The sequence below is a fragment of the Bacillus yunxiaonensis genome (assembly GCF_037104695.1).
In the GTDB taxonomy this organism is placed as follows: Bacteria; Bacillota; Bacilli; order Bacillales; family Bacillaceae_G; genus Bacillus_A; species Bacillus_A yunxiaonensis.
Map to the genome: position 1 here is coordinate 469,962 of NZ_JBAWSV010000001.1, position 23,294 is coordinate 493,255.

The 23,294-nt window shown below is 35.8% G+C and carries 18 protein-coding genes; 3 read left to right on the forward strand and 15 right to left on the reverse strand.

Features of this window, described 5'->3' with window-relative positions:
• Positions 1 to 167: 167 nt before the first annotated feature.
• Positions 168 to 1,637, reverse strand: coding sequence for a S8 family serine peptidase (locus WAX78_RS02355; protein ID WP_336480687.1), 1,470 nt, complete (start codon positions 1,635 to 1,637; stop codon positions 168 to 170).
• A gap of 438 nt (positions 1,638 to 2,075) precedes the next feature.
• On the opposite strand from WAX78_RS02355, the gene WAX78_RS02360 reads away from it, so the two are divergent.
• Positions 2,076 to 2,297 carry a hypothetical protein gene (locus tag WAX78_RS02360; protein ID WP_336480688.1) on the forward strand — a complete coding sequence of 74 codons (222 nt, stop codon included), beginning with the start codon at positions 2,076 to 2,078 and terminating at the stop codon, positions 2,295 to 2,297.
• A 235-nt stretch (positions 2,298 to 2,532) separates the two neighbouring features.
• Here WAX78_RS02360 and WAX78_RS02365 read toward each other — a convergent pair whose 3' ends face one another.
• The 6 genes from WAX78_RS02365 to WAX78_RS02390 all read right to left on the reverse strand — a co-directional run bounded on the left by WAX78_RS02365 (position 2,533) and on the right by WAX78_RS02390 (position 8,516).
• Positions 2,533 to 3,348, reverse strand: coding sequence for an MBL fold metallo-hydrolase (locus WAX78_RS02365; protein ID WP_336480689.1), 816 nt, complete (start codon positions 3,346 to 3,348; stop codon positions 2,533 to 2,535).
• Positions 3,349 to 3,632: 284 nt separating this feature from the next.
• On the reverse strand, positions 3,633 to 3,776 hold the full coding sequence (locus tag WAX78_RS02370) for a hypothetical protein (protein ID WP_336480690.1): 144 nt from the start codon (positions 3,774 to 3,776) through the stop codon (positions 3,633 to 3,635).
• A 235-nt stretch (positions 3,777 to 4,011) separates the two neighbouring features.
• Positions 4,012 to 4,665 (reverse strand): phosphatase PAP2 family protein, encoded by a 654-nt coding sequence (locus WAX78_RS02375; RefSeq protein WP_336480691.1) that lies wholly within the window; start codon positions 4,663 to 4,665, stop codon positions 4,012 to 4,014.
• A gap of 430 nt (positions 4,666 to 5,095) precedes the next feature.
• On the reverse strand, positions 5,096 to 6,454 hold the full coding sequence (locus tag WAX78_RS02380; RefSeq protein ID WP_336480692.1) for a HAMP domain-containing sensor histidine kinase: 1,359 nt from the start codon (positions 6,452 to 6,454) through the stop codon (positions 5,096 to 5,098).
• A 1-nt stretch (position 6,455) separates the two neighbouring features.
• Complete coding sequence (locus WAX78_RS02385; RefSeq protein WP_336480693.1) at positions 6,456 to 7,157, reverse strand: response regulator transcription factor; 702 nt, start codon at positions 7,155 to 7,157, stop codon at positions 6,456 to 6,458.
• Positions 7,158 to 7,226: 69 nt separating this feature from the next.
• Positions 7,227 to 8,516, reverse strand: coding sequence for a VTT domain-containing protein (locus WAX78_RS02390; RefSeq protein ID WP_336480694.1), 1,290 nt, complete (start codon positions 8,514 to 8,516; stop codon positions 7,227 to 7,229).
• A gap of 219 nt (positions 8,517 to 8,735) precedes the next feature.
• Here WAX78_RS02390 and WAX78_RS02395 point away from each other — a divergent pair, with 219 nt between their 5' ends.
• Together WAX78_RS02395 and WAX78_RS02400 are read left to right on the forward strand one after the other, a co-directional pair.
• Positions 8,736 to 9,338, forward strand: coding sequence for an undecaprenyl-diphosphatase (locus tag WAX78_RS02395; protein WP_336480695.1), 603 nt, complete (start codon positions 8,736 to 8,738; stop codon positions 9,336 to 9,338).
• A 118-nt stretch (positions 9,339 to 9,456) separates the two neighbouring features.
• Positions 9,457 to 12,579, forward strand: coding sequence for an efflux RND transporter permease subunit (locus WAX78_RS02400; protein WP_336480696.1), 3,123 nt, complete (start codon positions 9,457 to 9,459; stop codon positions 12,577 to 12,579).
• A gap of 292 nt (positions 12,580 to 12,871) precedes the next feature.
• On the opposite strand, the gene WAX78_RS02405 is transcribed toward WAX78_RS02400, so the two are convergent.
• The 8 genes from WAX78_RS02405 to WAX78_RS02440 all read right to left on the reverse strand — a co-directional run bounded on the left by WAX78_RS02405 (position 12,872) and on the right by WAX78_RS02440 (position 22,805).
• Positions 12,872 to 13,294, reverse strand: a complete 423-nt coding sequence (locus tag WAX78_RS02405; RefSeq protein WP_336480697.1) for a YfmQ family protein — start codon at positions 13,292 to 13,294, stop codon at positions 12,872 to 12,874.
• Between the two features lie 632 nt (positions 13,295 to 13,926).
• Entirely contained in the window at positions 13,927 to 15,498 is a 1,572-nt protein-coding gene (locus WAX78_RS02410) for a SagB family peptide dehydrogenase (RefSeq protein ID WP_336480698.1), read from the reverse strand.
• 22 nt (positions 15,499 to 15,520) lie between these two features.
• A complete protein-coding gene (locus WAX78_RS02415) occupies positions 15,521 to 17,464 on the reverse strand; it encodes a TOMM precursor leader peptide-binding protein (protein WP_336480699.1) in 1,944 nt (647 codons plus the stop codon).
• Entirely contained in the window at positions 17,461 to 19,422 is a 1,962-nt protein-coding gene (locus tag WAX78_RS02420) for a putative thiazole-containing bacteriocin maturation protein (protein WP_336480700.1), read from the reverse strand. Before WAX78_RS02420 ends, WAX78_RS02415 begins: the two co-directional genes overlap by 4 nt.
• Before the next feature lie 187 nt (positions 19,423 to 19,609).
• Positions 19,610 to 19,843, reverse strand: coding sequence for a heterocycloanthracin/sonorensin family bacteriocin (locus WAX78_RS02425; RefSeq protein WP_336480701.1), 234 nt, complete (start codon positions 19,841 to 19,843; stop codon positions 19,610 to 19,612).
• A gap of 538 nt (positions 19,844 to 20,381) precedes the next feature.
• Positions 20,382 to 20,699, reverse strand: coding sequence for a heterocycloanthracin/sonorensin family bacteriocin (locus WAX78_RS02430; RefSeq protein ID WP_336480702.1), 318 nt, complete (start codon positions 20,697 to 20,699; stop codon positions 20,382 to 20,384).
• A 346-nt stretch (positions 20,700 to 21,045) separates the two neighbouring features.
• Positions 21,046 to 21,477: a GNAT family N-acetyltransferase gene (locus WAX78_RS02435; RefSeq protein ID WP_336480703.1), complete on the reverse strand. Its 432-nt coding sequence runs from the start codon at positions 21,475 to 21,477 to the stop codon at positions 21,046 to 21,048.
• A gap of 104 nt (positions 21,478 to 21,581) precedes the next feature.
• Positions 21,582 to 22,805, reverse strand: coding sequence for an MFS transporter (locus tag WAX78_RS02440; RefSeq protein ID WP_336480704.1), 1,224 nt, complete (start codon positions 22,803 to 22,805; stop codon positions 21,582 to 21,584).
• Between the last annotated feature and the right edge of the window lie 489 nt (positions 22,806 to 23,294).

Sequence of the window (23,294 nt, forward strand, 5' to 3'; positions counted from 1 at the left end):
TTGATTAATGATGAATTACATGAATAAACTCATTCTGACATAAAAAGTCCAGTTGTAACCTGATTAAGATTACAACTGGACTTTTAACATATAATAAACGCACTTTTTAAAGGAGTAACATTACATGAGAAGTTTATGAATACACTAAAAACTCTCAAGATGTTTTGTTATTTTTTGTTATTTAATAACGCGTTATAAATATTTGCCTCACCATCTCCAAATAAAGCATCGTGTCCTGGTTTACCGTAATCTTTTGATGTTTGTTTAATTAAGTTTGCTACTTGTGCAGGAGAATATGTTGGATGAGCTGCTTTAATAACCCCTGCAATTCCCGCTACTTTTGGCGAAGCCATTGATGTCCCATGAAGTAAAGCGTAGCTATGCAGATTTGAAGTGAAATATGGAGCCAAATATGTCGGCCATGTACTTAATGCACGATAATGGAAATCACGCTGGTTTAAATCTCCCGTCTCAGCGTATGTAGGGCCGTTATCACCGCCTGGTGCCGCTACATCAATAAAACTGTTTCCATAATTAGAGTAGAATGCAATTTTATCAGTTGACCATTGATTAGAAGAAGATACAGTGACTACACCCGGAATTTGACCAGGAGTTTCAACAGATGGCCCTTTGAAAATAAGGTCAGCTGAGCCGTATTCCTTATTTAAGTAATCTGTTACCATTTTCTTATCACTCATATTCAATGATTCGTTTCCGGCTGCAGCCACGACTGTTACATTTTTTTGTACGGCATACTCAATTGCACGCTTCCAAAGAAGAACATCAGCAATATCGCTATATTTTTGTCCATTTGAATAGTATTTCAAGCTATCAAATCCGCCAATAGACATATTAATAACGTCTACTTTATCATTTGCAGCCGCAACAATAGCATCTACAATCCAAGCTGTTGGCGCACTTCCGGATTCAGGAAAAACGCGATATGCCTTAATTTTAAGATCCGGTCCAACCCCTTTTAACTTACCATTTGCAGCAATTGAGCCTGCTACGTGAGTTCCATGTCCCCCGCGATCCTTCACATCAGCAGAATTACCTGTTTCAGTTTCATCCACACCAGCTGGTACAAAGTTCTGACCGCCACGATAGTTTTTTATTAAATCAGGATGATTCGCATCAATACCGCTGTCAATTACACCGACTGTTGCTCCTTTTCCTGTTCCTCCATTAATCTTATAGGATGCGCCGTCATTCGTTATATTTTTTATATCCCATTGATATTTCCAATAGCTGTCTATATTTTCCGGCTGCGGGATATCGGTTACTGGCTTTCCGTCTGCTGCTGCTGGACTTATTTCTTCTTTATCTAAAGTATGAACAATCTCTTTATTCGCAGCTTGGATAGAAGAAACTCCTTTCAAATTATCCAAAAAAGAATTGTTGCTTGATTTTACTTCTAAAGCACCGATGGCAGGAATGGCGCGGAGAACTTGTCCACCTGCATTCGAAATAATTGATTCATAATTGCTTGGTAAATCTTTCTTAAAGGCAATCAAGTAATTCTTTTCTGTTTGAGCTGAGCTGGTTGTTGTTTTTGTTTGTGCTGACACATTGTTTCCTGCTAGAGCGCCGAATGCTAAAGCTGTAGCTAGTGTTACAGAGGCTAACTTAAAATTCATTACAATTCCCCCTAAAAAATTAGTAATGTATGGATAAGATTCTATTCCACATCAGAGATGATAAAACCTCCAATAAATTACCTATGTAAAGATGATTTTTTCCCTGTCCCTATCCTTACGAACTAAGTAACTTCTGAACAGCAAATCAGCTAGGAGGAATTGGTGTTGTCCTTCATTTTAAAGAGAGTAGCCTATATAGTGTTTTTTTACGCTTTTTCTTACTACGCACATTATTTTTTATAAATAGATAACCTGTCCAGTCAAGAGGACATACCTTTAAATAGAATGGTAAGAGAATTTCCTTCAAAAAGCATCATATCTAGCGCTTTTTTATTCATTCTTGTTTTTATAAACGCTACTTTATGTGTCTATCTACATATGAAGTATGGGTTATTTGGAAAGGAGAGGTCTACAATAGCTTATTCATTCGAGCAATGCATGAATATATGTTTAGAAATTTTAATTGTTCCAGATACAGACATAGAGCTTGCTATCAGTGACTACAATACATGTTCACCAGGGGTTACAATTGATGGTAACGTAATCATCATTACGTTACCGTTAGTTGCATGTGTAGAAATTACAATTGAGGATGATTTTAGCATTTCAGTTGAACTCATTGGTTCATTAGTCTTTCTTTCTCTTCCCCCATCTAATTAGAAGTAGTACCAGAAAAGCAGTCACCTAATATGATTATTTTGGGACTGCCACATCACGTGTAAGGATAGTTTAACGAATTTCACTTTTTTCAATTAAGCTGTCTAATCGTCAAACATGATACAAGTATTTATTAGATTTTCACTCGTTTTTCTGTAGGATAGTGCACAGACAGAGTAACACCTTTTATCACTCTTGGGTGTTTTTTGTATGGCTTGAGACAAAAGAAGAAATGACTTTATAATGCTAACTCTTTTTTGAACAAGGTAAGATTATAATCATGAAATTTTTTCATTGCTTTTGGATAATTATATTTTTTTATGAGGTCGTATGTTTCTTCTTGCTTGTCTTCTAGTAGTAACTGTTTCACTTGTAAAATATAATCAATCGACTCGGATATTCTCTTTTTCATCTCTGTGTTATCATTTGTAAATTCTCCATGTCCTGGTATTAAAATATTAATATCATATTCCTTTATTATAGATTCAAATTTTTTTAAAGTTGTTAAATAGTCGTCACTGCTATGATAAATATATGGAAACTCTACATTAGATAAGTAGTCTCCAGCTATTACGATACCAAATGGTTCGATAACTGTAATAATGCCATCTTCAGTATGGCCTGGAGCCTGATAAAAATAAAATTTTATGTCTCCTATTTCTAATTCCTCATATTCTTTGCTAATTGAAATATCTACATTTGGAAACTTAATTTCATATTCTCTTGTTAAATAATAGGAATCATCAAAATCTTTAATACTATTGATAATTGATTGCTTGTCGGGGTTATCTTTTAATTTCTGACTTGCAATTACTTTGACGTGAGAAAATGCACCGTAACCTAAAATATGATCAAAATCGGAATGTGTAAAAAGTAAGTAAACGTCTTTATGTTTTTTATTTTTATAAACATAGTTCTGAATTGTATTTACTTCATTAGGTAACCAAGTAGGATCTATAACTAATACCAATTTATCAGTTTCTATAATAACTGAGTTTGTTTGATAAAGAGCGCTTTGAAAGATGGTTATGTGATTATCTTTATACTGAATCATAGTCCTATGCCTCCATTTTAGAATTCTTCGTTTGTTTTGAAGAGATTTAGCTACATTTCTCTAAAATCAAAAGAAATAAAAAACAAAAGGAAATTATTTCAAATACTCTACAAAGAGAATAGCATTCTTTTTGTTTGTAAGCTATGAAATCTTTTATTTTGTTTCACTCCATTTCTCTAGCTGAAATATATACACTCTCCTTCTTTTTCTCAGTGACTTATAGTGAATAGTAAAATGAAAAAGAAACCGAAACAATATCGTTTCGGTTTCTTTTTGCTAATTGATTAATATTCTATTTCATCATAATCTTTCGGCTGTGGTACTGGTTGCATATTACTTGCATCTTTTGGATCGCTGTAAATAGCGTTTTCCTCGGTATTTAATTTTCTAATGTTTGTTTTTTTATTAAAGTTAGGTTGTTTTTCCATTTGAATCATCTCCTTAACGTCTTTTCAAATGTAATTATGTCCTATACTACTCTTTTCTACTCTATTTGAATGATTAGGAGTTAATCCACATATTTATTCTCTTGTTTTTTTATTAATTGTAAAAATACGGTAAATGAAATTAGGTACTGGTTTTTATTATCTAATTGTTTTATCCCGTCATCAAAATTCTAAAAAAACAAAGAAGCTTTTGGTTAAATCTTTAACGACTTTAATGTTAGTCTTGTTTTGCCCTATAACGTCTTTCTTCATATAACTGATAAGTCCAGATGGAAGCAGCAATCCAGGATCCGCTAGCTAAGTAACCTCCAAGTACATCACTTGGATAATGAACTCCTAAGTATATACGACTTACGCCAATAGCAATAATCATTGTTGCGCCAATAAAAATTAAAATAATACGGCCAAATGAACTTTTCACATGTCGCCATAGCAAAAAAGTGACGATCCCGTACAAACTAAATGCTGCCATCGAATGACCACTAGGAAAACTGAATCCATTAGCTTCAACAATGCGATGAATAGTTGGTCTAGCACGGTGAAATATCATCTTTAATATCCAATTTAGAAGTGCTGACCCAATAACAACCCATACGAATAAAATCAATTCTCTTCGATGGTGCAAAACCTTATATAAAAAAAGGATTATAGCTAACGTAATAAAAACAACGGGCAATCCCGACCCGATAAAAGTAAAGAATTTCATGATACTTGTAAGTGTTGGAGATTCCAGTCCTTGAATAAAAGAAATGATGGTATTGTCAAATCCAGCAATTCTCTTATCACTTATAAGCAGCGCAATGAATCCAAATGCACTAGCACATAAGAGACTAATAAAAAATGCGCGAGTTAGTTGTAATTTCAATTTCATTTCGTAAAAATAATCCTCCTTAAATACACATGCCTGTCATCAATAATGCAGCGATTACAGCAATCATACTAATCATGTTGACTTCAAACAACTATATATTCAAATATTTTCCAGAAAATCCGTTATAGCATTAAAGGTACCTATCACTATACTTCTCTGTCCCTCGGATATAATAAACTTTTTGTCGTCCTTCTGTAAAGGTGTAGTAAAGTCCGTATGAAACAAACTGTATCTAAATGATCGCAAAATCTAGAAATGAGGACAGGACGTTGACCAAAACAGTTAGACAACATCACAATCGGTATTGAAAAACTAGAGACGCATCCGAGAAATGGCCAAATATAAAAAGTATAGAAATCAAGAAAACCGAATAAAACGATGATTTAGATTCCCAAAATCTATCCTCACTTTTATTTTTCGTCTCACTACTTTATCCATTCATATAGGAAATGGGTAAAAGCAAGTCCACATCGGTTCCTTTTCCTTCCTCGCTTCGTATCTTGATTTCTCCCTTATGCTGTTTCATAATATTTTTTGCGATAGCTAGCCCTAATCCCGTTCCTCCTGTCTCTCGACTCCTTGCTTTATCTACCCGGTAAAATCGTTCAAAAATATACTCTATTTCTTCCTTAGGTATACCGATACCATAATCGCTTACTCGTATAACAGCATAATCTTCATTCTTCTCTAGGAAAATTTCAATTTTGTCAGAACTATATTTGATAGCGTTATCGAGCAATATGATGATAACTTGTTTGATCTTTAACTCATCCATTTTAACCATGATAGGTGCTTGATCGTAATGGAGTGTAATTTCTCTTCGATAAACATCTTTGAATTGCTGTAGAATGCTATGACATAGTGATACTAAATCAGATGATTTTATTTCTAAAACAGTTTCTTTTTCTGACGCTGCTAAATCCAGTAATGATTCCGTCATTCTTTGCATTCGAGTTGCTTCTGAGTGGATTGCCTCAATCGCTTCTATTGTCATTTCTTCATTTTTGATACCTCGTCTTCTTACTAAATTGGCATAACTTCTAATGACTGTAAGAGGGGTCTTTAGTTCATGAGAGGCATCCGAAATAAATTGTTTTTGTTTTTCAGAGTTTTCTTGTAGCCTCTTTATCATAAGATTAAAAGCTGTAGCCAATTTTTCAAGCTCATCCTTTGTTTGTTTATGAATAGCGATTGTTTTTGGAACACCGCTTTGTTCAATATCTTCCATCGTTTTAATCATATTGGAAATAGGTCGCATAATAATATTTGACAACCATCTTCCCCCAAGAAGAGACAATATAGTAGCAATAGCAGAACAAGCAACAAGAATAGATAATAAAATGTCTTTTCTCGTTTCCAGTCCGGTTAATCGCTCGCCAATTTCCAAGGTACCCACAACATGATTATGCGAAGTTATAGGGACACGGGTAATCAAGATTTGCTCCTCTCGAATTTTGTATAGTTGTGACTCGGATTTTTTAGAGAATTTCCCTTCTATATCAGTTAAATGCTCATCATCTGTGACTTGGCTTATCACATGAGAATCGGGGGTTATAATCCGAATAAAAGAATGGGTAACTAAATATGATTTTAATGTATCTTCTGTTAGCGTCGTTGTATTTTGTTTATGAAGCTCTTGTATAATATCATGCGCTTTTTGAAACAGCACTTCTTCTTCCATATTTACAGTTGTTTTCATAAAAGAAAAAAATACAACAACGTTTATAATTAGTAATATACAAAGTAGCCAAGCTGTCGTTAATAAATTAATTTTTGTTGTGATCTTCATCTTATTTCTCCCTTATGGAATACCCTATTCCTCGGATTGTATGAATTAACGGAGAAGAAAACTCCTCGTCTATCTTCTTTCTAAGATGTCGAATATACACATCGATTACGTTCGTTTCGCCTTCGTATTCATATCCCCATACGTGTGTAAGAATACCTTCACGTGTTACTATCTTGTTTTTATTCGTAAGTAGATATACTAATAAATCATACTCTTTAGGAGTTAGTGAAATGGATTTCCCGTTTCTTGTCACTCCTCTCGTATCCATATTTATCGATAAATCAGCAATGGATAAAAGAGAAGTTTGTTTATTCAACGAGACACCATCTATAATCATAGTGTTCGAACGAATGCTTGAACGTACCCGCGCAAGAAGTTCTTCCATTTCAAACGGTTTTGTAACATAATCATTTGCCCCTTGATCTAAGCCCATGACTTTATCTAATGTTGTATTTCGGGCCGTTAAAAGGATTACTGGAACATAGATACCAGCCTTTCTTAATCGTCGTAACACTTCTATACCACTCAATTCTGGTAACATTACATCAAGCAAGATTAGATCTAAATTTGCTTGTAAAGCTACTTCTAATCCTGATTTTCCATCATGTTTTACCAATACTTCGTATCCTTCATACTCCAGTTCTAACTGTAGTACTCTTGCTATTTGTACTTCATCCTCTACAACTAAAATACGTTTGTTCATAATCTCCTCTTCTTTCTACATTCATTGTCTGACATATTACCCATGAAAACGTTTTGTATGCACGGGACATTAAATTTGTTTATTTACTATAAGGCGCAGCATCTCAAACAGTAAGAAATTCAAGAACATCCACACCCCGCCATATACATATCCACCCACGATATCGCTTGGGAGTATATGAGAAAACGCAATGTTTGCAATTGCTATACATAGTAAAAGTAAGATACCCAGAAGAGGGACAATAAATTGTATATACTTATTCTTCAGGTGGCGTACTATTAGAAATAAGCAGGTGCCATACACGATGATGGTGATCGTTGCTTTTTCATCCGGGAAAGCAGAAAAATGAGTCGCTGCTTCTTTTCCAACAAAATGAAAATATGACAGCCCGTGTAAAACAGCACCATGATACAAAGGTGCTCCAAGTAGAGTAATAACGAGTAAAAGATATTCAAGCCATCTATTCCTTCCTTTTCTCCAAATGGCTAAAATCGTAATAATAATTAGAACACTATATGCGATAGCTGACTGCAACGATAGGAATCCTTTCATAATACTTGTCCAATCTGTTTGAAGTATCGAATGAACAATATATATAGTAACCTCATTGAATTGAGTAAACTCATTATATAAATAATCTTCTGCAAGCCCGAGCATTAAGGTTATCATTCCTAATAAGACTAGTGTAAGACTGATAAGAAACACTTCCGTTGCTCGGATTGTTCGAAAATAAGAAATAAGCCGATTAAGCAGTCGTACGAAAAAGTTTTTGATTTGATTTTTGTAAAATTTGTAAATTAGTAACCCTGCTATAACGATAGCAAGTACAAGAATAATGTAGATGAAATATCGACCGGCCAATTTATGAAAGTCCTGCCAGCGCGGTCCTAATATTTTACCTAGTGTAATAAAGGAAAATCCCCATAAACTCGCCCCTATATATGCTGGAACAACAAAAGTTCGATACGGCATCCTAGAAATGCCGGATACGTATCCTGTAAAGTGTCGAACCCCAGGAATGAAATAAGCAAATAACAACAACTTACTGCCTGATCGTTCCATCCAGGCGGCTGTTTTTTTGTAGTTCTTAGGACCAAGGTGAATATACCGCCCGTATTTCTTTATCAGTTTATAACCTCCTAGCCTTCCGATCCAGTATGTAGCTGTAATTCCGACTCCTCCTGCCGCAATAGCTGTCAGAATGGCCAAAGTGTAATCCATTTTCCCTTGAAACACAAAGTATCCGGCATAACTCATAAAGAATTCAGCCGAAATCGGAATCGCAAGCAGTTCAAGTGCAATAACAGAGAATAAAATAATGTAACTGTGATGCTGAAATATTGAAATAAAATGTTCCATGTCATTCCTCCGAGCCTCATTCTTTTTTTGTTATTATTTTCATTTATAAACTACTATAGCACTAAACTCACGGTTCTTTTTCATTTTTAATCCATTTTTAATGTAATTTTCATAGGATGTTCAGCTTCCAACGATACACTCAGAATACACGTTTTTGGTGAGCTTGCGTTTATCTTCCTACATAAGACACCAAAACCTATAAATAAGGAGCTGAACAATATGAACTATGAAATATTTCAATGGATTAACGATTTAGCCGGCCGCTCCTCTTTTCTAGATAGAGGTATGATATTCATCACTAATAGCGTCCCTTATGTCGTAATCGCATTTATGTTATTTCTATGGTTTACTGCAAACAAAGAAAAAAGAGCAGAGAAGCAATATACAGCTATATACATTGTCTTTTCTTGCTTACTTGGATTGTCCATAAACGCAATCCTTCACCTTGTCTATTATCATCCACGTCCATTCGTGGCACATCATGTTCATCAATTAATACCGCATCCTTCTGACTCTTCATTTGTAAGTGATCATTCGGTATTAGTATTTTCTATAGCATGTACGCTGTTGCTACGAAACGATTCGTGGAAGTATCCCGTATTGGTATGGGCTATCATCGTTGGCATTTCCCGCGTATTTGTCGGAGTCCATTATCCTGCAGATGTGATTGGCGGCGCCCTTGTTTCATATGGGACAAGCATATTGGTTATGCAGTTCTCCAAAAAATTGGAGCCGTTAGTACAAGTCGTATTCTACATTTATAAGAGATTAACGGAACATATCCCCTTTTTAGCTAAGTATAGCTATAAAGGCCTTAACTAAGAAAAATGAGAAAAATAGGCTGTAATAGATCCTCTGATTACTAGAGCAATGTTATATTTTCTATTTTGGTCACTTGTGATTGATTCTATTTACATGAATGAAACGAGGAGGTAAGAGAATGAAAAAGATTGTTGAGGGATCGATGCAACGAGGCATATTAATGATTGTTTGTGCTCTCATTATATTGGCTTGGGGAGGCATTTCTGCTTTCCAAATGCAGCGCGACTACTTACCAGGAATTAATAATAATACTCTTACAGTAAGTATGCGTGTTCCTGCGGAGCAAGCAGATCAAATCAAGAAAGAGATTACAGACCCACTTGCGAGTGCTGCACAAACTGCAGACGGATTAACGAACGTAGAAACAACCTCATATGATGGCGGTTTGTTTATGAGTTTGTATTTTCCTATGAATTTTGACATGAAGAAAGCAGAAGACGAAGTAAACAAAGCGTTGGCAAATGCACAGTTACCGCCTACTGTTACAGCGAAACCAACTGTGACGAGAGTCACTACAAGTTCATTTCCTGTTTTAACGTATAGCTTAACAAGCTCTAAGTTTAATGAACAAGAACTGCGCTCAAACGTACAACAAGACATTGTAAAACAACTCAAATCCGTACCAGGTGTTTCAGATGTGAGCGTCTTTGGCGGAGCAAAGGATGGATTTGTATTAAACGTACGCATGAAGGATTTAACAAAAAACGGACTAACGCTAGATGATGTAAATAAATCTTTAGCTACATCTCTTCCAAGTTTACCAAAAGGAACAATGCAAAATAATCAATTATCCATTCCAGTAAGCTTTGATGGGTTAACACTAGATGAACAACAAATTAAAAATGTACCTGTTAAAAATGCAGAAGGAAAAACTGTACCTTTATCAGCGATTGCAGATATCTCTCATTCCTTAAATGATGTGAAGACCGTGTCTAGAACAAATGGTCAAGCTAGCGTAGTGCTAAACGTCATTAAAACTCCTTCTGCTAATATTACAGACGTAGCAGATCAGGTAAAAAACCGAGTACAACATCTTGATTCGGTTAAAAATGGTGACGTTTCAATGCAAGTCTTATTGGATCGCGAACAGGAGTTAAACAGTTCCTTATTCGGATTAGTTCGAGAAGGATTACTCGGCTGTTTATTCTCCATGATCTGTGTATTTTTCTTTTTCCGTAATGTTCGATCCACTTTGCTTATCGCAATCTCATTGCCGATTTCCCTATTGGCAACAACTGCGATATTAAAATCTATGGGTATCACGTTAAATATTTTAACAGTTTCCGGTTTGATTGTAGCGATGGGACGAATTGTGGATGATTCGATTGTTATTTTGGATAACATGTACCGTAAAAGAGAAGAATCAAAAGAGAAATCTTTACTCTCATTACTGGGATCTGCGGTAACGGACATGTTACCTGCGATTCTCGCATCCACTTTAACAACTATTGCAGTATATATACCGATCACCATGGTAGGAGGTATGATCAGTGCATCTTACAGTGGATTTGCCTGGTCAGTAGTCATTGCGCTTATTACTTCATTCTTTGTTGCGATGTTCGTCATCCCAGCTTTAGCATTCATGGGTTGGAAAGGTGCTCCATCCAATAAAAAATCAGTAAGCATAGAGCCAATGATGAAGCCGGTTTTACAATCTGCTTTAAAACATAAAAAAACAATGGTATTTGGGTCTGTTATTATCTTTGTGTTCGCATCCATTTATGCTGCCTTCCTTCCTATTAACTTTTTGCCAAGTGCTAAATCTGGTCAAATTGCCGTTAAGGTAGAATTACCAAAAGGAAGTACGTTACCAGAGGTAGATGCAGAAGTTCAAAAAGTGGAACAAACTTTAAAAGAAAATCCAAAGGTGAAATCGTATTCGTCTAGCTTTGGTTCCACTATGACTCCTCAAAGTGATGATGTGTTCGACCAAGGAGGAGGATTTATTCAAAGTCCAAATGTCGCGAATCTCTCTGTTGCATTGAAAAATGATAAGGATGCAGATTCTGTTATTCGAAATTTACAATCTCAATTGCCACATCTTTCCGATAAAGTAGCCTATACCGTAACTAGTCAAAATATCTCCGGTGATGATTCACAAATGAAACTATTGCTCACTGGTGCAGACCAAGTTACACTCGATCAAACGGCTCAAAAGGTAAGAACAGAGTTAGCAAAAATACCTGGATTAAGCGTAGATGGAAAAGTAGATTTAACGAATGGATTACCAAAATATAAAGTAACTTTAAATCGTTCAGCTATTGAACAGCAAGGTGTGAATGTTGCCGATATACTAAAAGTAGTAAACAGATATATGGCACAGGCGAAGGATGCAACGATTACCATTGATCACAAGAACCTTCCAGTAGACGTATATCTAGATCAAATTGCTTCTGGACAGGATTCAAAGGTTCAGATAAATGCTTCGGCAAGTGATATAATGGCTTCATTAGGAGCTGAAACGTTCCAAACGAAAGACGGAAATAGTGTAAGATTTGACCAGCTAGCAACGATTACAAAAGATGCATCTCCGTCTACAATCAGTGAACGAGATGGCCAACCATTTTCTACCGTTACAGCTCAAATTACTTCAAATGACATTAGCAAAGTTTCAAACCAAGTGGATCAAACACTGCAAAACATGAAGCTTCCGAATGGTGTAAGTTATTCTATAGGTGGTATATCAGAACAAGTTAAACAAATGATTTTTGATATGTCTGTTGCTATAGCGTTCTCCATTTTGTTAGTGTTACTAATTATCTCATCAGTATTTAAAGGTTGGAGAGCTCCATTAGCTGTACTACTCAGCATCCCTCTTGCCTTAAGTGGTGTAGTAGTTGCACTAGTGCTATTTGGCGGGGAGTGGAACTTAGCAGCCTTAATTGGGGTACTTATGTTGACGGGAATCGTGGTAACGAACGGAATTGTATTAATCGACAAAATCGAACGAAACCGAAAAGAAGGAATGCCTATTAAAGAGGCTGTTTTGAATGGTAGCCTTTCAAGGATTAGACCAATCTTAATGACAGCAGCAGCAACAATCCTAACATTGTTACCACTTGCATTTTCTCATAATGCGGATACGGTTATTTCTCAAACATTAGGTATCGTGGTTATAGGAGGAATGGTTACATCAACAATTAACAGTTTTATTATCATTCCAATTATTTATGAGTGGCTTCATAAAAAGTACGCTCACAGTAAAATAGAAGTAACAAAGGATGCTAAACACTTATCCTAAACATTATAGAAATACTGCTAATAAAAATAGATTTTTTAAACAAAAATTTTATTCCTCTAATTTAAAGAAACAAAAGCCTCAAAAACTGCTGTTTTTGAGGCTTTTTTATTTAAAGAAAGTTATACCGCAAAAGGATGAAAGTACTGGAACGGTCCATTGTGAATTTTTCTTGCAAACTATGAAAACTAATTCTTCTATCATTCAATTCATTTACGATTGGTAAAAATGCAGAAAATTAACTTATCAGTATTTATAAGGAATTAAAAAAAAGACCGTCTCATTGACGGTCTTTTTAAACTACATCTCCCGTTACTAACATAGAATTTTTTTGAAGGCCATCGGAACGCAGGCTGTACGCGACTACTTTCTTCTTGTATTGTCTGAACACATCAACGTGATCGTCATAGCTGTATACAGAAAACCTAACATCCTTTTTTCCCCTCTTAGTATCAATTATTACTGGAGTCCCACTGCTCTGTGGAGGAAAGTAATATTTCTCTAAAAATAACGCTTCGTTAAAATGATTAATAACTTCAATTTTCTCTCCATCTTGTAAGCGTTTTCCGTTGATCGTTACAGTGACACTCGCGTCATTAAGCGTTGGATGCAATTCAAATTTGCTGACAAATGAGTCTACAGCAGAGGTTGGAATAGATGTCACTATTATTTTAATCAAACCAAAAATAATCAACGAAACTATAAACCAGGTCGTCATATTTTATCATCTCCGTTACGTTTTAAAATAATATCATTACATAACTAATATTACCATAGTGCAAATAGTTAAATTTTGTACATTATGTGAAACTTAAAAAAGTTATGAGGAATGTCAATGGTAAATCATGGTCACGCCAATGGTCTTTGACATTTTAGGCATCGTATACAATTGTTCTATGCCACACAATCATGGAGCTTATTTAACCTCCGCTTCAACTAAAATTAATCTTATATAATCTTAGTTTGGCTTGATGTGCATGTGGTGCTATCCCCCATATAGAGTGTTTATTACATTAAAAAACTTGCATTCAATTGAATGCAAGCGATCTGAGATTCCTTATAAAGTGAAATTTTAATCAGTGGAGATTTTCTTCATCCCCCACTGATTATTAGCTCTCACCAATCGGGATTTTACGGGTAGTTTATCTCCAAAAGCGGAAGCGGCTCGCTCAGAATCGCAGGGTGCCGGCGCCTAAGGCAGAGAGGCGCGTTTTGCCTCGTCCGAGGGGGGGCGAAACGACCGGAGATTCTAGCCGCTAGAGCTGGACAATGTTTTTGTCAAATTTTGAGGTGGGAGTATTACTGCCTGTTAAGGCGGGATAAACTAGGCTATTTTTAATTTGCAACAATTTAACAATGTAAACTCCCTTTCAACCAAGGACGTTGACGATGGAAACCAATCGGTATCTGGATTAGGCTCGTTTTTTCTTCTGAACTTAACTTATAAATTTCATCACACACGTTAACATCGAACCCAAGAAGCGGGTGTCCTCCTAGCCCAAGGGCAGAGGCTGCTAACAATAATTTTTGTACAAGGATGCCTGCTTCCATCTGTTGAATGCGATATCCTCTATATCCAAGTGCTGTTTTGAGATGATTTTTATCCCCTACTACATGTAGACAAAGCGGCACTTGGAATAGATTCACATTGTGGAATGTCAATCCGCTTTGCAGTAAAAGTCGATAATCTCCAAGCTGTATTTGTCGTAATGCATGAGCATTACTGTCATAATGATAAACGCCGTTTGGGATACCTTCAACGCCAAATACACATACATACAATGAGACTCGAGTCATGCGTGCTTCGTACGTTTCACCCAAATCGTTTTGATAGGCAAAGGAAGCAGTTGCTTCATATAATAACTGAGTCAATTGTTCTTGACTCATTTTCCTAAAAGTAAAATCCATGTCCGGTGAAAATCGATTTTGGCACGCCGATGCTAAGTCGTAAGACATTCGCTTTGTACGTGGAAGAACTAACGCTTGACCATCACGCATTTTATTCGTTTCACTCTTGATTTTTTGAAACAATTGCGTAGATTCAAGCATAGATGCTTCATTCATTTGAATCACCATCGGATACTCCGCAATCTTTCGTGATCGGACATAGTGATTATGATGAATAACTGGTAATTCTTCGCATAATTGAGTAGCAGAGACTTCTATATTCGTAGCATCATCTTCATTATTAAACTGTTGGGTTTCAAAATTTATCGATAGAGGGATTACTGCATACGCACTCTCCTCTTTTTCGGATAACCCAAGTAAATGATTGATGGCCCGGTCTAGAAATTGAAAATGCACGCTGGATGTGAATCCAAATTTTTTTTCCACTTCCAGCAATTGTCCGATTAACACGCCTGCATCCAATCCTTGCAGACGATAAGAAAAGTTATGGTATTTAAAGAAGTTTTTCCAAAACATTGTCGATACAAAAACAACACCAAAACAAGTGGATATGTCACAACTATTTCCAAGAGCCCGTGTTACATAGGAATCAAAATGACCTTCTCTTACTAACACTAAGCGGTGGTGTGCTACATCATAGTGATAAATCCCAACAGGCACATTTTCTGTCTTTAAATATATATACAATTCATTTGGATATAAGCCTCCGCCCGAGGGAACAAATCTCCGGTACGACTGCATAAAATTTATTTCTGGTGTTGGTAAGGTTGACTGACAGAATTGCGTAATCCCAAATACGTACCAGAGAAAATGACCGATTTCGCGAAGATTTGGTTCTGTTGATACTTCGAGATTTTCAAGAGTCAGTGTTACTTCTGAAGATAACGGAATTCCTGGTAAGTCCCGATAAAGCTTATATGAAAGTGGACCGTCTTCCCAATCCACCTCCCAAGTCGAAGATGTTGATTCGTCGGTATTAAAATGTAAATTGTTCAAAAATGTCTCTAAACCCATCCTTCTCCCTCCTAATCATCACTTACGCAAACGGATGTGGATGTGGATTGAGTTGTTCAAACGTTAGCGCTTGCTTCGTATACCCAAGTTCCATTGGTACCCGTAATACTCTTTCTAAACCTGTTAAGCGTGTAAGATGGTGCCCAAATGTCATTGGCAACATTCCTGGAATGAGTACTTTCACACAATGTAATCCATTTCGCATTATTTCTGGTGTTGTCTGATCTACTACAATGACATCGAAGTTTAACTGGTGCAACATCTGAAGCATTTCTCTTAAATCATCTGTCAAATCCGCATGTCTTGTTTTCTGTTTGAATGCCTCAGTAAATGTTTGTAACGGACAATTCTTATCTAGCAAAAACTGAAATCGTTCTTCCGCTTCTGGCAACCCGCATACCATAGGATGGTCAGGCATTTGCTTCACCAGGGAAGGATTATGGAACATCTGTACATATTTCTTACGATTCGCCTCAAATTCATTATCAAGCGTTAACATCATGCCAGCTAATTCATAAATTGCACTTTTCGTTGCCCGTACCGGATCTAAATGAGCTCCAGCTGCGCAGTTAATGTTTATTCCCTTCTCCTTTCTATTTTTTGCCAGTGCCCAGACACTTGGAATTCCGTGCTCCATGGTCGAGTTAAACAAATGTATATCATATCCCCCTACTGCACGCACGCGTTCTATCATCAACTGCAACTCTTGATCATGGACAGAAGAAAGATCCAGACGCGGGAGAGGAAGCTGAGCATACCAAGTTAACAAAAATGAATCGCGCTCAATTATTTCCAAAATGCCATAAAAAATCGCTTCCTCTAAACTGCCACCCAATGCACAACCATTAGAAGTCTCATAAACAAAACCATCTCTACCGCCTAAACTATAATAAGCAAGTAGTTCTGGAACTAAAATTGGACGTTCTTGCAAAAACGAATAACCCCATACCCAATTCATTGGACGATCTGGATGAAACGGTTTAAATGGAAAATTAGGTTGCATATATTGTTCCTTTGCATGTACACCCACTTCAAGGGGATTAAGTGCTTGATGAGCTAAATTGCGGAATGTGTCCTGAATAACTGTACGTTTCCCCCGAGGTTCTAGACCGCAATATCGTTCTAATCCTTCTAAAATAGCAGTTAATTCGCTAGTTGCATATGAATGGGTACGGCCAGCTGTTACTTCATTTCCAAGGAGAAACGGAAGATTTACAGTTACCTCGGCAAATGGAGGTGTAAGGTTATACATTTTAGCATTTAAAAACCCAGTTTCATAATCTAAATAATCCTTGGCTAATACTTTACTCAGTTCAGAGATTGAACGACAGCGATAATCATTTATGTTAATCTTCGGGCTTGATTGCAATGAAATCTCGGCTAAATTTGATGAATCATTAGGCACTTGACTACAATTTGAGCATAAAGGATGAGGTAGAAAAAAATGATATGAGCTTTTCAATGTTTGTAAATTAACGAAAAACATGTGACCTTCTGATCGTGCATGATCATCTTGTAAAATGCACCGCACTTCTTCTAACAAAATATGCGTCATCTGTAATAATCCATTCCTTGATGCCCATGTGTCTCGGGGCATTTCCTTTTTTGTTGTTAGACTCTGCAATATCTTCCACATCTCTTTAGAATCATTTCCTGCGAAAGTACGGCGTATATCTGCGCATTGGGAACATCCTGGTGTGCCGGGACGAACTAACGGACCGATTATTCCTTCTCCGAATGAAACGAAGGCTCGCAGCCAAGGAATATTCGTTGATTGAAGTATACTTTCTGCTTCTATATGAAAAGAAGGATTCCAAGTATCGTGTAATAGGAGAACTAAATCAGTTGTTGCGGGTATTTTTAGATCAAAGTCAGTGTGTTGATTGATTTCATATTGGACAGATAATTCTTCATATACGTGATTTGCCAATAGTCCCTCTCCAATAATTAAAATGGAGGTGCTCATTGGGATTCCTCCTCTCCCAATAATACTCCAAATATCCCTGCCAACTCCTCCTTCCAGACTGCTTCTAGCGTTATTTCAAATACACAGAGCCGTTTTCCGTTCTGTTTTAGTATCTGTTCAGCAGATTGTAATATTTCTAATTGTGTCTTGTCTTCGTAAGAAGAAATAACGAAATGTAATGGCGTTTTATCTGGTAATAAAACTGATGAAGACTCTAATGCTTGTGATGTAAGACAATCATCACAATTTTGTGCTTCTATAAGTGCCTGCTGTAATGCATTTCGCAGTGCTATAGTTATATCGAATCCTACACTTCCGTACCAACGATTATTCGTGCCGACCCATATAACAGGAAAATCGAAAATGGGTTCTCCAAAAGCGATTGTAGGTGTTCCTTGCAGAGTGGTAAGTGCTTGCAAATAAAAGCGGCAGCGCTCATCTTCTATTGCGTCTAATTCTACCCGAGAAATAGCAATATTTTGGCTCATTTGTCTTTTATGAAATTCTTCATTCAAACACTTTTGTAATCCTCGTAAAACACATTCTGGAATTGTTTTTCCGGTTCCAATTCCTACAACCTTCTGTGAATCTGTCATAGTTCTTATTTGCGGATGTTCGGAAAGTTTTGAAACAAGTAAGCTAGCCATTTGTGACATATAAGTCTCTACTCCGGCTAATCCAGCTTCGTACCTTGCTTCCATATGTGTTAAACCTGTACAAATCATATCTGGTAATAATTCAGCAGGCCCTTCTGACAGCGGATCAACTGTTTGAATGCGACATTGAGCCAATGGCAGCTGTTTCAAGTCTCCTGCTTCCCAAATATGAAAAATCCCTACTTCTTTTGATACAAGATAATTCAAGTCCAGAGTAGTTTCATTCAATTCATTTTTATTTGCGTTCTGATTGATTCTTGTATGGAAATCTCGAACCCATTCGATTTCCATTTGCTCAGTTACTAAAGGATGAGGTAAAAAGGAATGCCAGTTTCCTTCTAACGTTTCGGAATTTAGCAGAAAAAGTTGATTCGTTTGGGTGGGATTCGTTACATCTGTAACATTTTTAAATAGTTCAAATACAACTACATTTGCTAACATTGCTTCTGTTGTAGAAGAAAAAGTGTGTTCATGAGAAGTTTTAGAAAATGCGGACTTGTGCATACGTCGCCAAGCTGATTCCCAGCAAGCATCACTTTCTGGGTGTACGAGTGGCCCGGCTAATCCGACTCCTTGCATATATATGGCGGGGATGAAAGTCTTTTTTTCTTCTTTACAAATGGAATGAAGAATTTTTAATTTCTCTATGTCTTCTTCTTGTGTTACATACAAAATTGTATGAAATGGTTGCAAAGCCCTTTTTAAAATATTTACTTTTTCTTTTTGTGGAAAAATTTCTTCGACCCTCACCTCAGGGTCTGTTTTTTGGGCATGTTCTATTAATTCTTTTATTCGTCTTTGATTGGTTGATGCTGGGTCAGTAATCATCATATGAAATTTCGGTAATCCAGATTCAAGTAATGCGGAAATAAGAGAAACAAAAAAAGAACCAGAGCCAACAACTAATACTTTCGTTTGGCGATAAGATTGAAAACGATATGCACCTGAAACGCCGAAGTTATCTAAAAATTCAATCTGAGATGCATATTTTTGGAGAATGTTTTCTGGTAATTGGTGTGGATGATCTTGACTTATATCTGTTGCAAATTCATTTTGGTACAGTATTTCTGCTATTTCAAATACTCGCTTTCGATATGGTTCAGATAAGCCATCTGTCAAATTTCCTAATGTGTATTCTCCATTGAACATCGGTATCAGTTTTTCAATCCATTGGTTGATAGACTTGCCTTCCATTCGGAATGAACTGGCATTATTTCTAAAATACACTTCTCCTTTTGGATCAGAGAGAAAAAAAGTATCTCTTTTCATTTTTAAACGTGTAGAAGCGTTTAAATTTGTCATTGTACTCCTCCTTCTCTGTTCATTGTTCTTGAATAAACGTGATAACTTCCGTCATAACAATTTTATGTATCCTATTTTTTCTTATGTCAAATGGAAAAGTGAGGAACAGTTCAAGAAAAGTGTTTCTGCAACAAAAATCATGTAGCAACACTTTTCTTGAAGTAAAATTTCCGTTAACAAATCAATATTAAATAAACCAGAACAACGAGCATCCGAAGCAACCACCGCAACCACCGCATCCAAAGCATCCAAATCCTCCGCAACGACCGAATCCTCCGCAACGGCCACATCCGCCGCAACGACGAGTATAGTCCCCATCAACATAGTATGAATAAGGAATTTGGCTATCCCAGTATACGACATTTCCAGTTTGATAATTATTCAGATTTAACGCTTGTAATTCATGTTGAAAATTATTCATTTCATAACCCCCATGTAAATAATTAGCAAGCCATAATAAAAATACGTCCTGTAATAGATAGGACAATAGTTTTTTTGAATGCACTCTTCAACAAAGTATGACCTATAATTAGGTATTGTAACTTGTTCAAATGCCTAATTTGGGGTTATGTAAAAATAATTCTAAGAGTGTGAATATAAAAATTTTCCGAAATGAAATAAGGAATATAATTATATCAATATCAAGAAACAAGTATACAGCACATCGTTTGGAATATTAGAGAGAGATTATGAAGGAATAAATTTGTTTTCCTTGTCCGTACTTTTTCGAAAAACAAAAAAAAACACAGCTTATGTGTGTTCTCAATTCTATAATTTCATTAACAATGTTTTTATATCATATTGCTTTAAGCACCAATTATATTTATCTATAATCTGTTTAGGAACCACAGCTAAATCTACTCCTTCTTTAAATCCATGTTTACTATAAAAAGGTTTTAAATGTTCATATGGAATGCAATATACATTTTGAATTTGAAGTTTCAATTAAAAAATAGGAATTAAACAAAGCATACTCCGTCCACGCAGAATCCGCCGCCGCAACCACCACATCCACCGCAACCACCACATCCGCCACATCCAAATCCAATGCATCCAAAGCATCCAAAGCATCCGAATCCGCAACGACCAAACCCTCCGCAACGACCGAACCCTCCGCAACGACCGAACCCTCCGCAACGACCACATCCGCCGCAACGACGAGTATAATCATCATCAATATAGTATGGAGAAGGAGCTAGGCTATCCCAGTACATGACATTACCAGTATGATAATCATTCAGATTTAACGTTTGTAGTTCTTGTTGAAAATTATTCATTTCATAACCCCCATGTATTTTTTAACGGGCCATAATGAAAATACGTCCCGCAATAAGTAAGGCGATAGATTATTGTGAATGCACTCACCAACAAAATATGACCTACAATTAGGTATTGTAACTTGTTCAAATGCCTAATTTGGGGTTATATAAAAATAATTCTAAGAGTGTGAATATAACAATTTTCCGAAATAAAATAAGGAATATAAATATAGCAGTATCGAGAAACAAGTATACAGCAAGTCGTTTGGAGTATTAGAGGGAGATTATAAAGGAATAAATTTGTTTTCCTTGTCCGTACTTTTTCGAAAAACAAAAAAAACACAGCTTATGTGTGTTCTCAAGTCTATAATTTCATTAACAATGTTTTTATATCATATTGCTTTAAGCACCAATTATATTTATCTATAATCTGTTTAGGAACCGCAGCTAAATCTACTACTTCTTTAAATCCATGTTTACTATAAAAAGGTTTTAAATGTTCATATGGAATGCAATATACATCTTGAATTTGAAGTTTCCGAGCTTCTTGAATAAGAAATGCAACGATACTATCAGCTATTTTCTTTCCTCTATAGTCTTCTAACGTGTATATCCCACCCATTTCAAAGTTGTTTTCATCAACTTTTACTAATCTTCCTAAGCCGGCTTTTTGACCATTATAATACGCAATTCCAATCTTTTCATTATCTAAATATGATGGTGCAAAATTAACCTTTTTATATTGAAAATTAATCCATTGTAAATCATCTTGGTTCGCCTTTTGTATATATAGCATTGTGTTTACCCCCGAGATATAAAATCATTTCAAGCTACTTCCAATCATACATTTTAATATTGTATACACCCCAAAAGCGTACGGTACACTTTTGGGGTGCTTTTTTACTCTATATTTCGATTCATTGAATGATGTACTGTAATATCCTTTTTAACACTTTTAATCGGTAAAAACGTTCCGATACATGCAATACATGCACAACCAGCAAATACAAATGGTAATGCATTAACAGCTAAGAATGATAGTGTTCCGAAAATAGCAAGATCTAATATCGAATCTAGTATAGACAGTAACGAAATCGTTGTTGCTCGTACATGAGACGGTATAATGTCATTACTAAGCTGTGAATAAATCGGATATCGAATGGCACGTACAAACCGTAAAATAAAGAACGCCCCTAATACGACCCATAGTGTATTTCCATAAAACGTTGATAAAAGCAGCCCTAAAACAGCTAAACCACCTGTTACATTCATTAAAACTATACGTGAGAATTTGCTAGTAAGCCATCCGATTGATATTGAAGAAAAGTACCCAAGGATGGCAGCTAAAGCATACATAATACCAATTGCAAATACAGGAAGGCCTGCGTTTGTGAATAATGGTTGGTTAAATGTATCATATACTGCACTTGCCGGTATGAATACAAGAGAGACGTTTAAAAACATAACGAGTAATTGTGGTGCTTTACGAATCACCTTTATTCCTTCGATTACTTGTGAAAAAGATTCTTCCCGGTAAGATGATAGTTTCTTTGGGCTTTTAATAAAAAATAATAAAACAAGTTCTATCAGATGAAATAATATTCCGAGTACAATTAAAATTGTAAATTGTTCTTCGCGTAAATCTTTAGCGAAATACGAACCGAAGATTACTGCGATTAACATTGAAATAAAGCCTGCGGATTGGATTTTCCCCATTGCTTTGTCCATTAAATGGTGTTCATTCGTTTCCTTTAATGACTCATAAATTAACGCTTCATCTGCGCCAGAGAAAAATGTAACCGAAAAACCGTTCAATAAACTATATAGACAAAATAGCCATAGATTATCTGCAAATAATAAAATAGAAATACTAAACGTTTTTATGATAGAGCCTGTTAAAAATGACAACTTTGCACCGAATCGATCAGCAAAAATACCTGTTGGTAATTCTCCAACAAGTACGGCTCCACTCCAACACATGAGTACAACAAATATATTTGCTGCTGTTAAGCCCCTTTCCATATAAAAAAGTGTCATTACCGGCTGTAAAAAACTAATCGTCCCAAAAAATTGCACCCAAAATAAAATTCCAATGTTATGTGACGCGATTGTTCGTTTCTTCAATTGTTCTCCTACTTTCCACTATTCATTTTTTATGATGATTTTCGGAAGTAGGAGTGTTATCTTGTGTTAGTTGATATTCACTCCTCTTCCTTCATTTGAAAATGTTTTTAGTGTTTTTTGCATGTTAATTCCTCCTTCAATATAGATAACTTTATTATAGCAATCTTCTCAATATTAAATAAACTGTTTTTTAATATTGAGAAGATTGTACGAATATGTAAAGTGGTATATAATAGAAATCAATAAATGATTATTTTAGGTATTCCTAAAATAAAGGAGCGATACATATGAAAATTACTATTTATTTTGGAAGCCATGAAGATCAAGATGTACGTACAATGGATTGTCATTTAGACGTTGAAGATGCAGAAGAAATCGTATCTATTTCTTAATATAAATATATTTAATTCAAAAGGGGTGATTTCTCACCCCTTTTCTTCATTTAGATGCCTTTTTGAGGCATCTTTTTATTTATCCCGCTATTCGAGG

What these genes read in the sequence shown, in the direction of transcription:
- WAX78_RS02395 (WP_336480695.1), top strand. Translation starts at nt 8,736, where the DNA reads ATGAACTATGAAATATTTCAATGGATTAACGATTTAGCCGGCCGCTCC.
- WAX78_RS02355 (WP_336480687.1), bottom strand. Translation starts at nt 1,637, where the DNA reads ATGAATTTTAAGTTAGCCTCTGTAACACTAGCTACAGCTTTAGCATTC.
- WAX78_RS02405 (WP_336480697.1), bottom strand. Translation starts at nt 13,294, where the DNA reads ATGACGACCTGGTTTATAGTTTCGTTGATTATTTTTGGTTTGATTAAA.
- WAX78_RS02400 (WP_336480696.1), top strand. Translation starts at nt 9,457, where the DNA reads ATGAAAAAGATTGTTGAGGGATCGATGCAACGAGGCATATTAATGATT.
- WAX78_RS02425 (WP_336480701.1), bottom strand. Translation starts at nt 19,843, where the DNA reads ATGAATAATTTTCAACATGAATTACAAGCGTTAAATCTGAATAATTAT.
- WAX78_RS02370 (WP_336480690.1), bottom strand. Translation starts at nt 3,776, where the DNA reads ATGGAAAAACAACCTAACTTTAATAAAAAAACAAACATTAGAAAATTA.
- WAX78_RS02360 (WP_336480688.1), top strand. Translation starts at nt 2,076, where the DNA reads ATGAATATATGTTTAGAAATTTTAATTGTTCCAGATACAGACATAGAG.
- WAX78_RS02420 (WP_336480700.1), bottom strand. Translation starts at nt 19,422, where the DNA reads ATGACAAATTTAAACGCTTCTACACGTTTAAAAATGAAAAGAGATACT.
- WAX78_RS02415 (WP_336480699.1), bottom strand. Translation starts at nt 17,464, where the DNA reads ATGAGCACCTCCATTTTAATTATTGGAGAGGGACTATTGGCAAATCAC.
- WAX78_RS02385 (WP_336480693.1), bottom strand. Translation starts at nt 7,157, where the DNA reads ATGAACAAACGTATTTTAGTTGTAGAGGATGAAGTACAAATAGCAAGA.
- WAX78_RS02365 (WP_336480689.1), bottom strand. Translation starts at nt 3,348, where the DNA reads ATGATTCAGTATAAAGATAATCACATAACCATCTTTCAAAGCGCTCTT.
- WAX78_RS02375 (WP_336480691.1), bottom strand. Translation starts at nt 4,665, where the DNA reads ATGAAATTGAAATTACAACTAACTCGCGCATTTTTTATTAGTCTCTTA.
- WAX78_RS02410 (WP_336480698.1), bottom strand. Translation starts at nt 15,498, where the DNA reads ATGGGTTTAGAGACATTTTTGAACAATTTACATTTTAATACCGACGAA.
- WAX78_RS02430 (WP_336480702.1), bottom strand. Translation starts at nt 20,699, where the DNA reads ATGAATAATTTTCAACAAGAACTACAAACGTTAAATCTGAATGATTAT.
- WAX78_RS02435 (WP_336480703.1), bottom strand. Translation starts at nt 21,477, where the DNA reads ATGCTATATATACAAAAGGCGAACCAAGATGATTTACAATGGATTAAT.
- WAX78_RS02390 (WP_336480694.1), bottom strand. Translation starts at nt 8,516, where the DNA reads ATGGAACATTTTATTTCAATATTTCAGCATCACAGTTACATTATTTTA.
- WAX78_RS02380 (WP_336480692.1), bottom strand. Translation starts at nt 6,454, where the DNA reads ATGAAGATCACAACAAAAATTAATTTATTAACGACAGCTTGGCTACTT.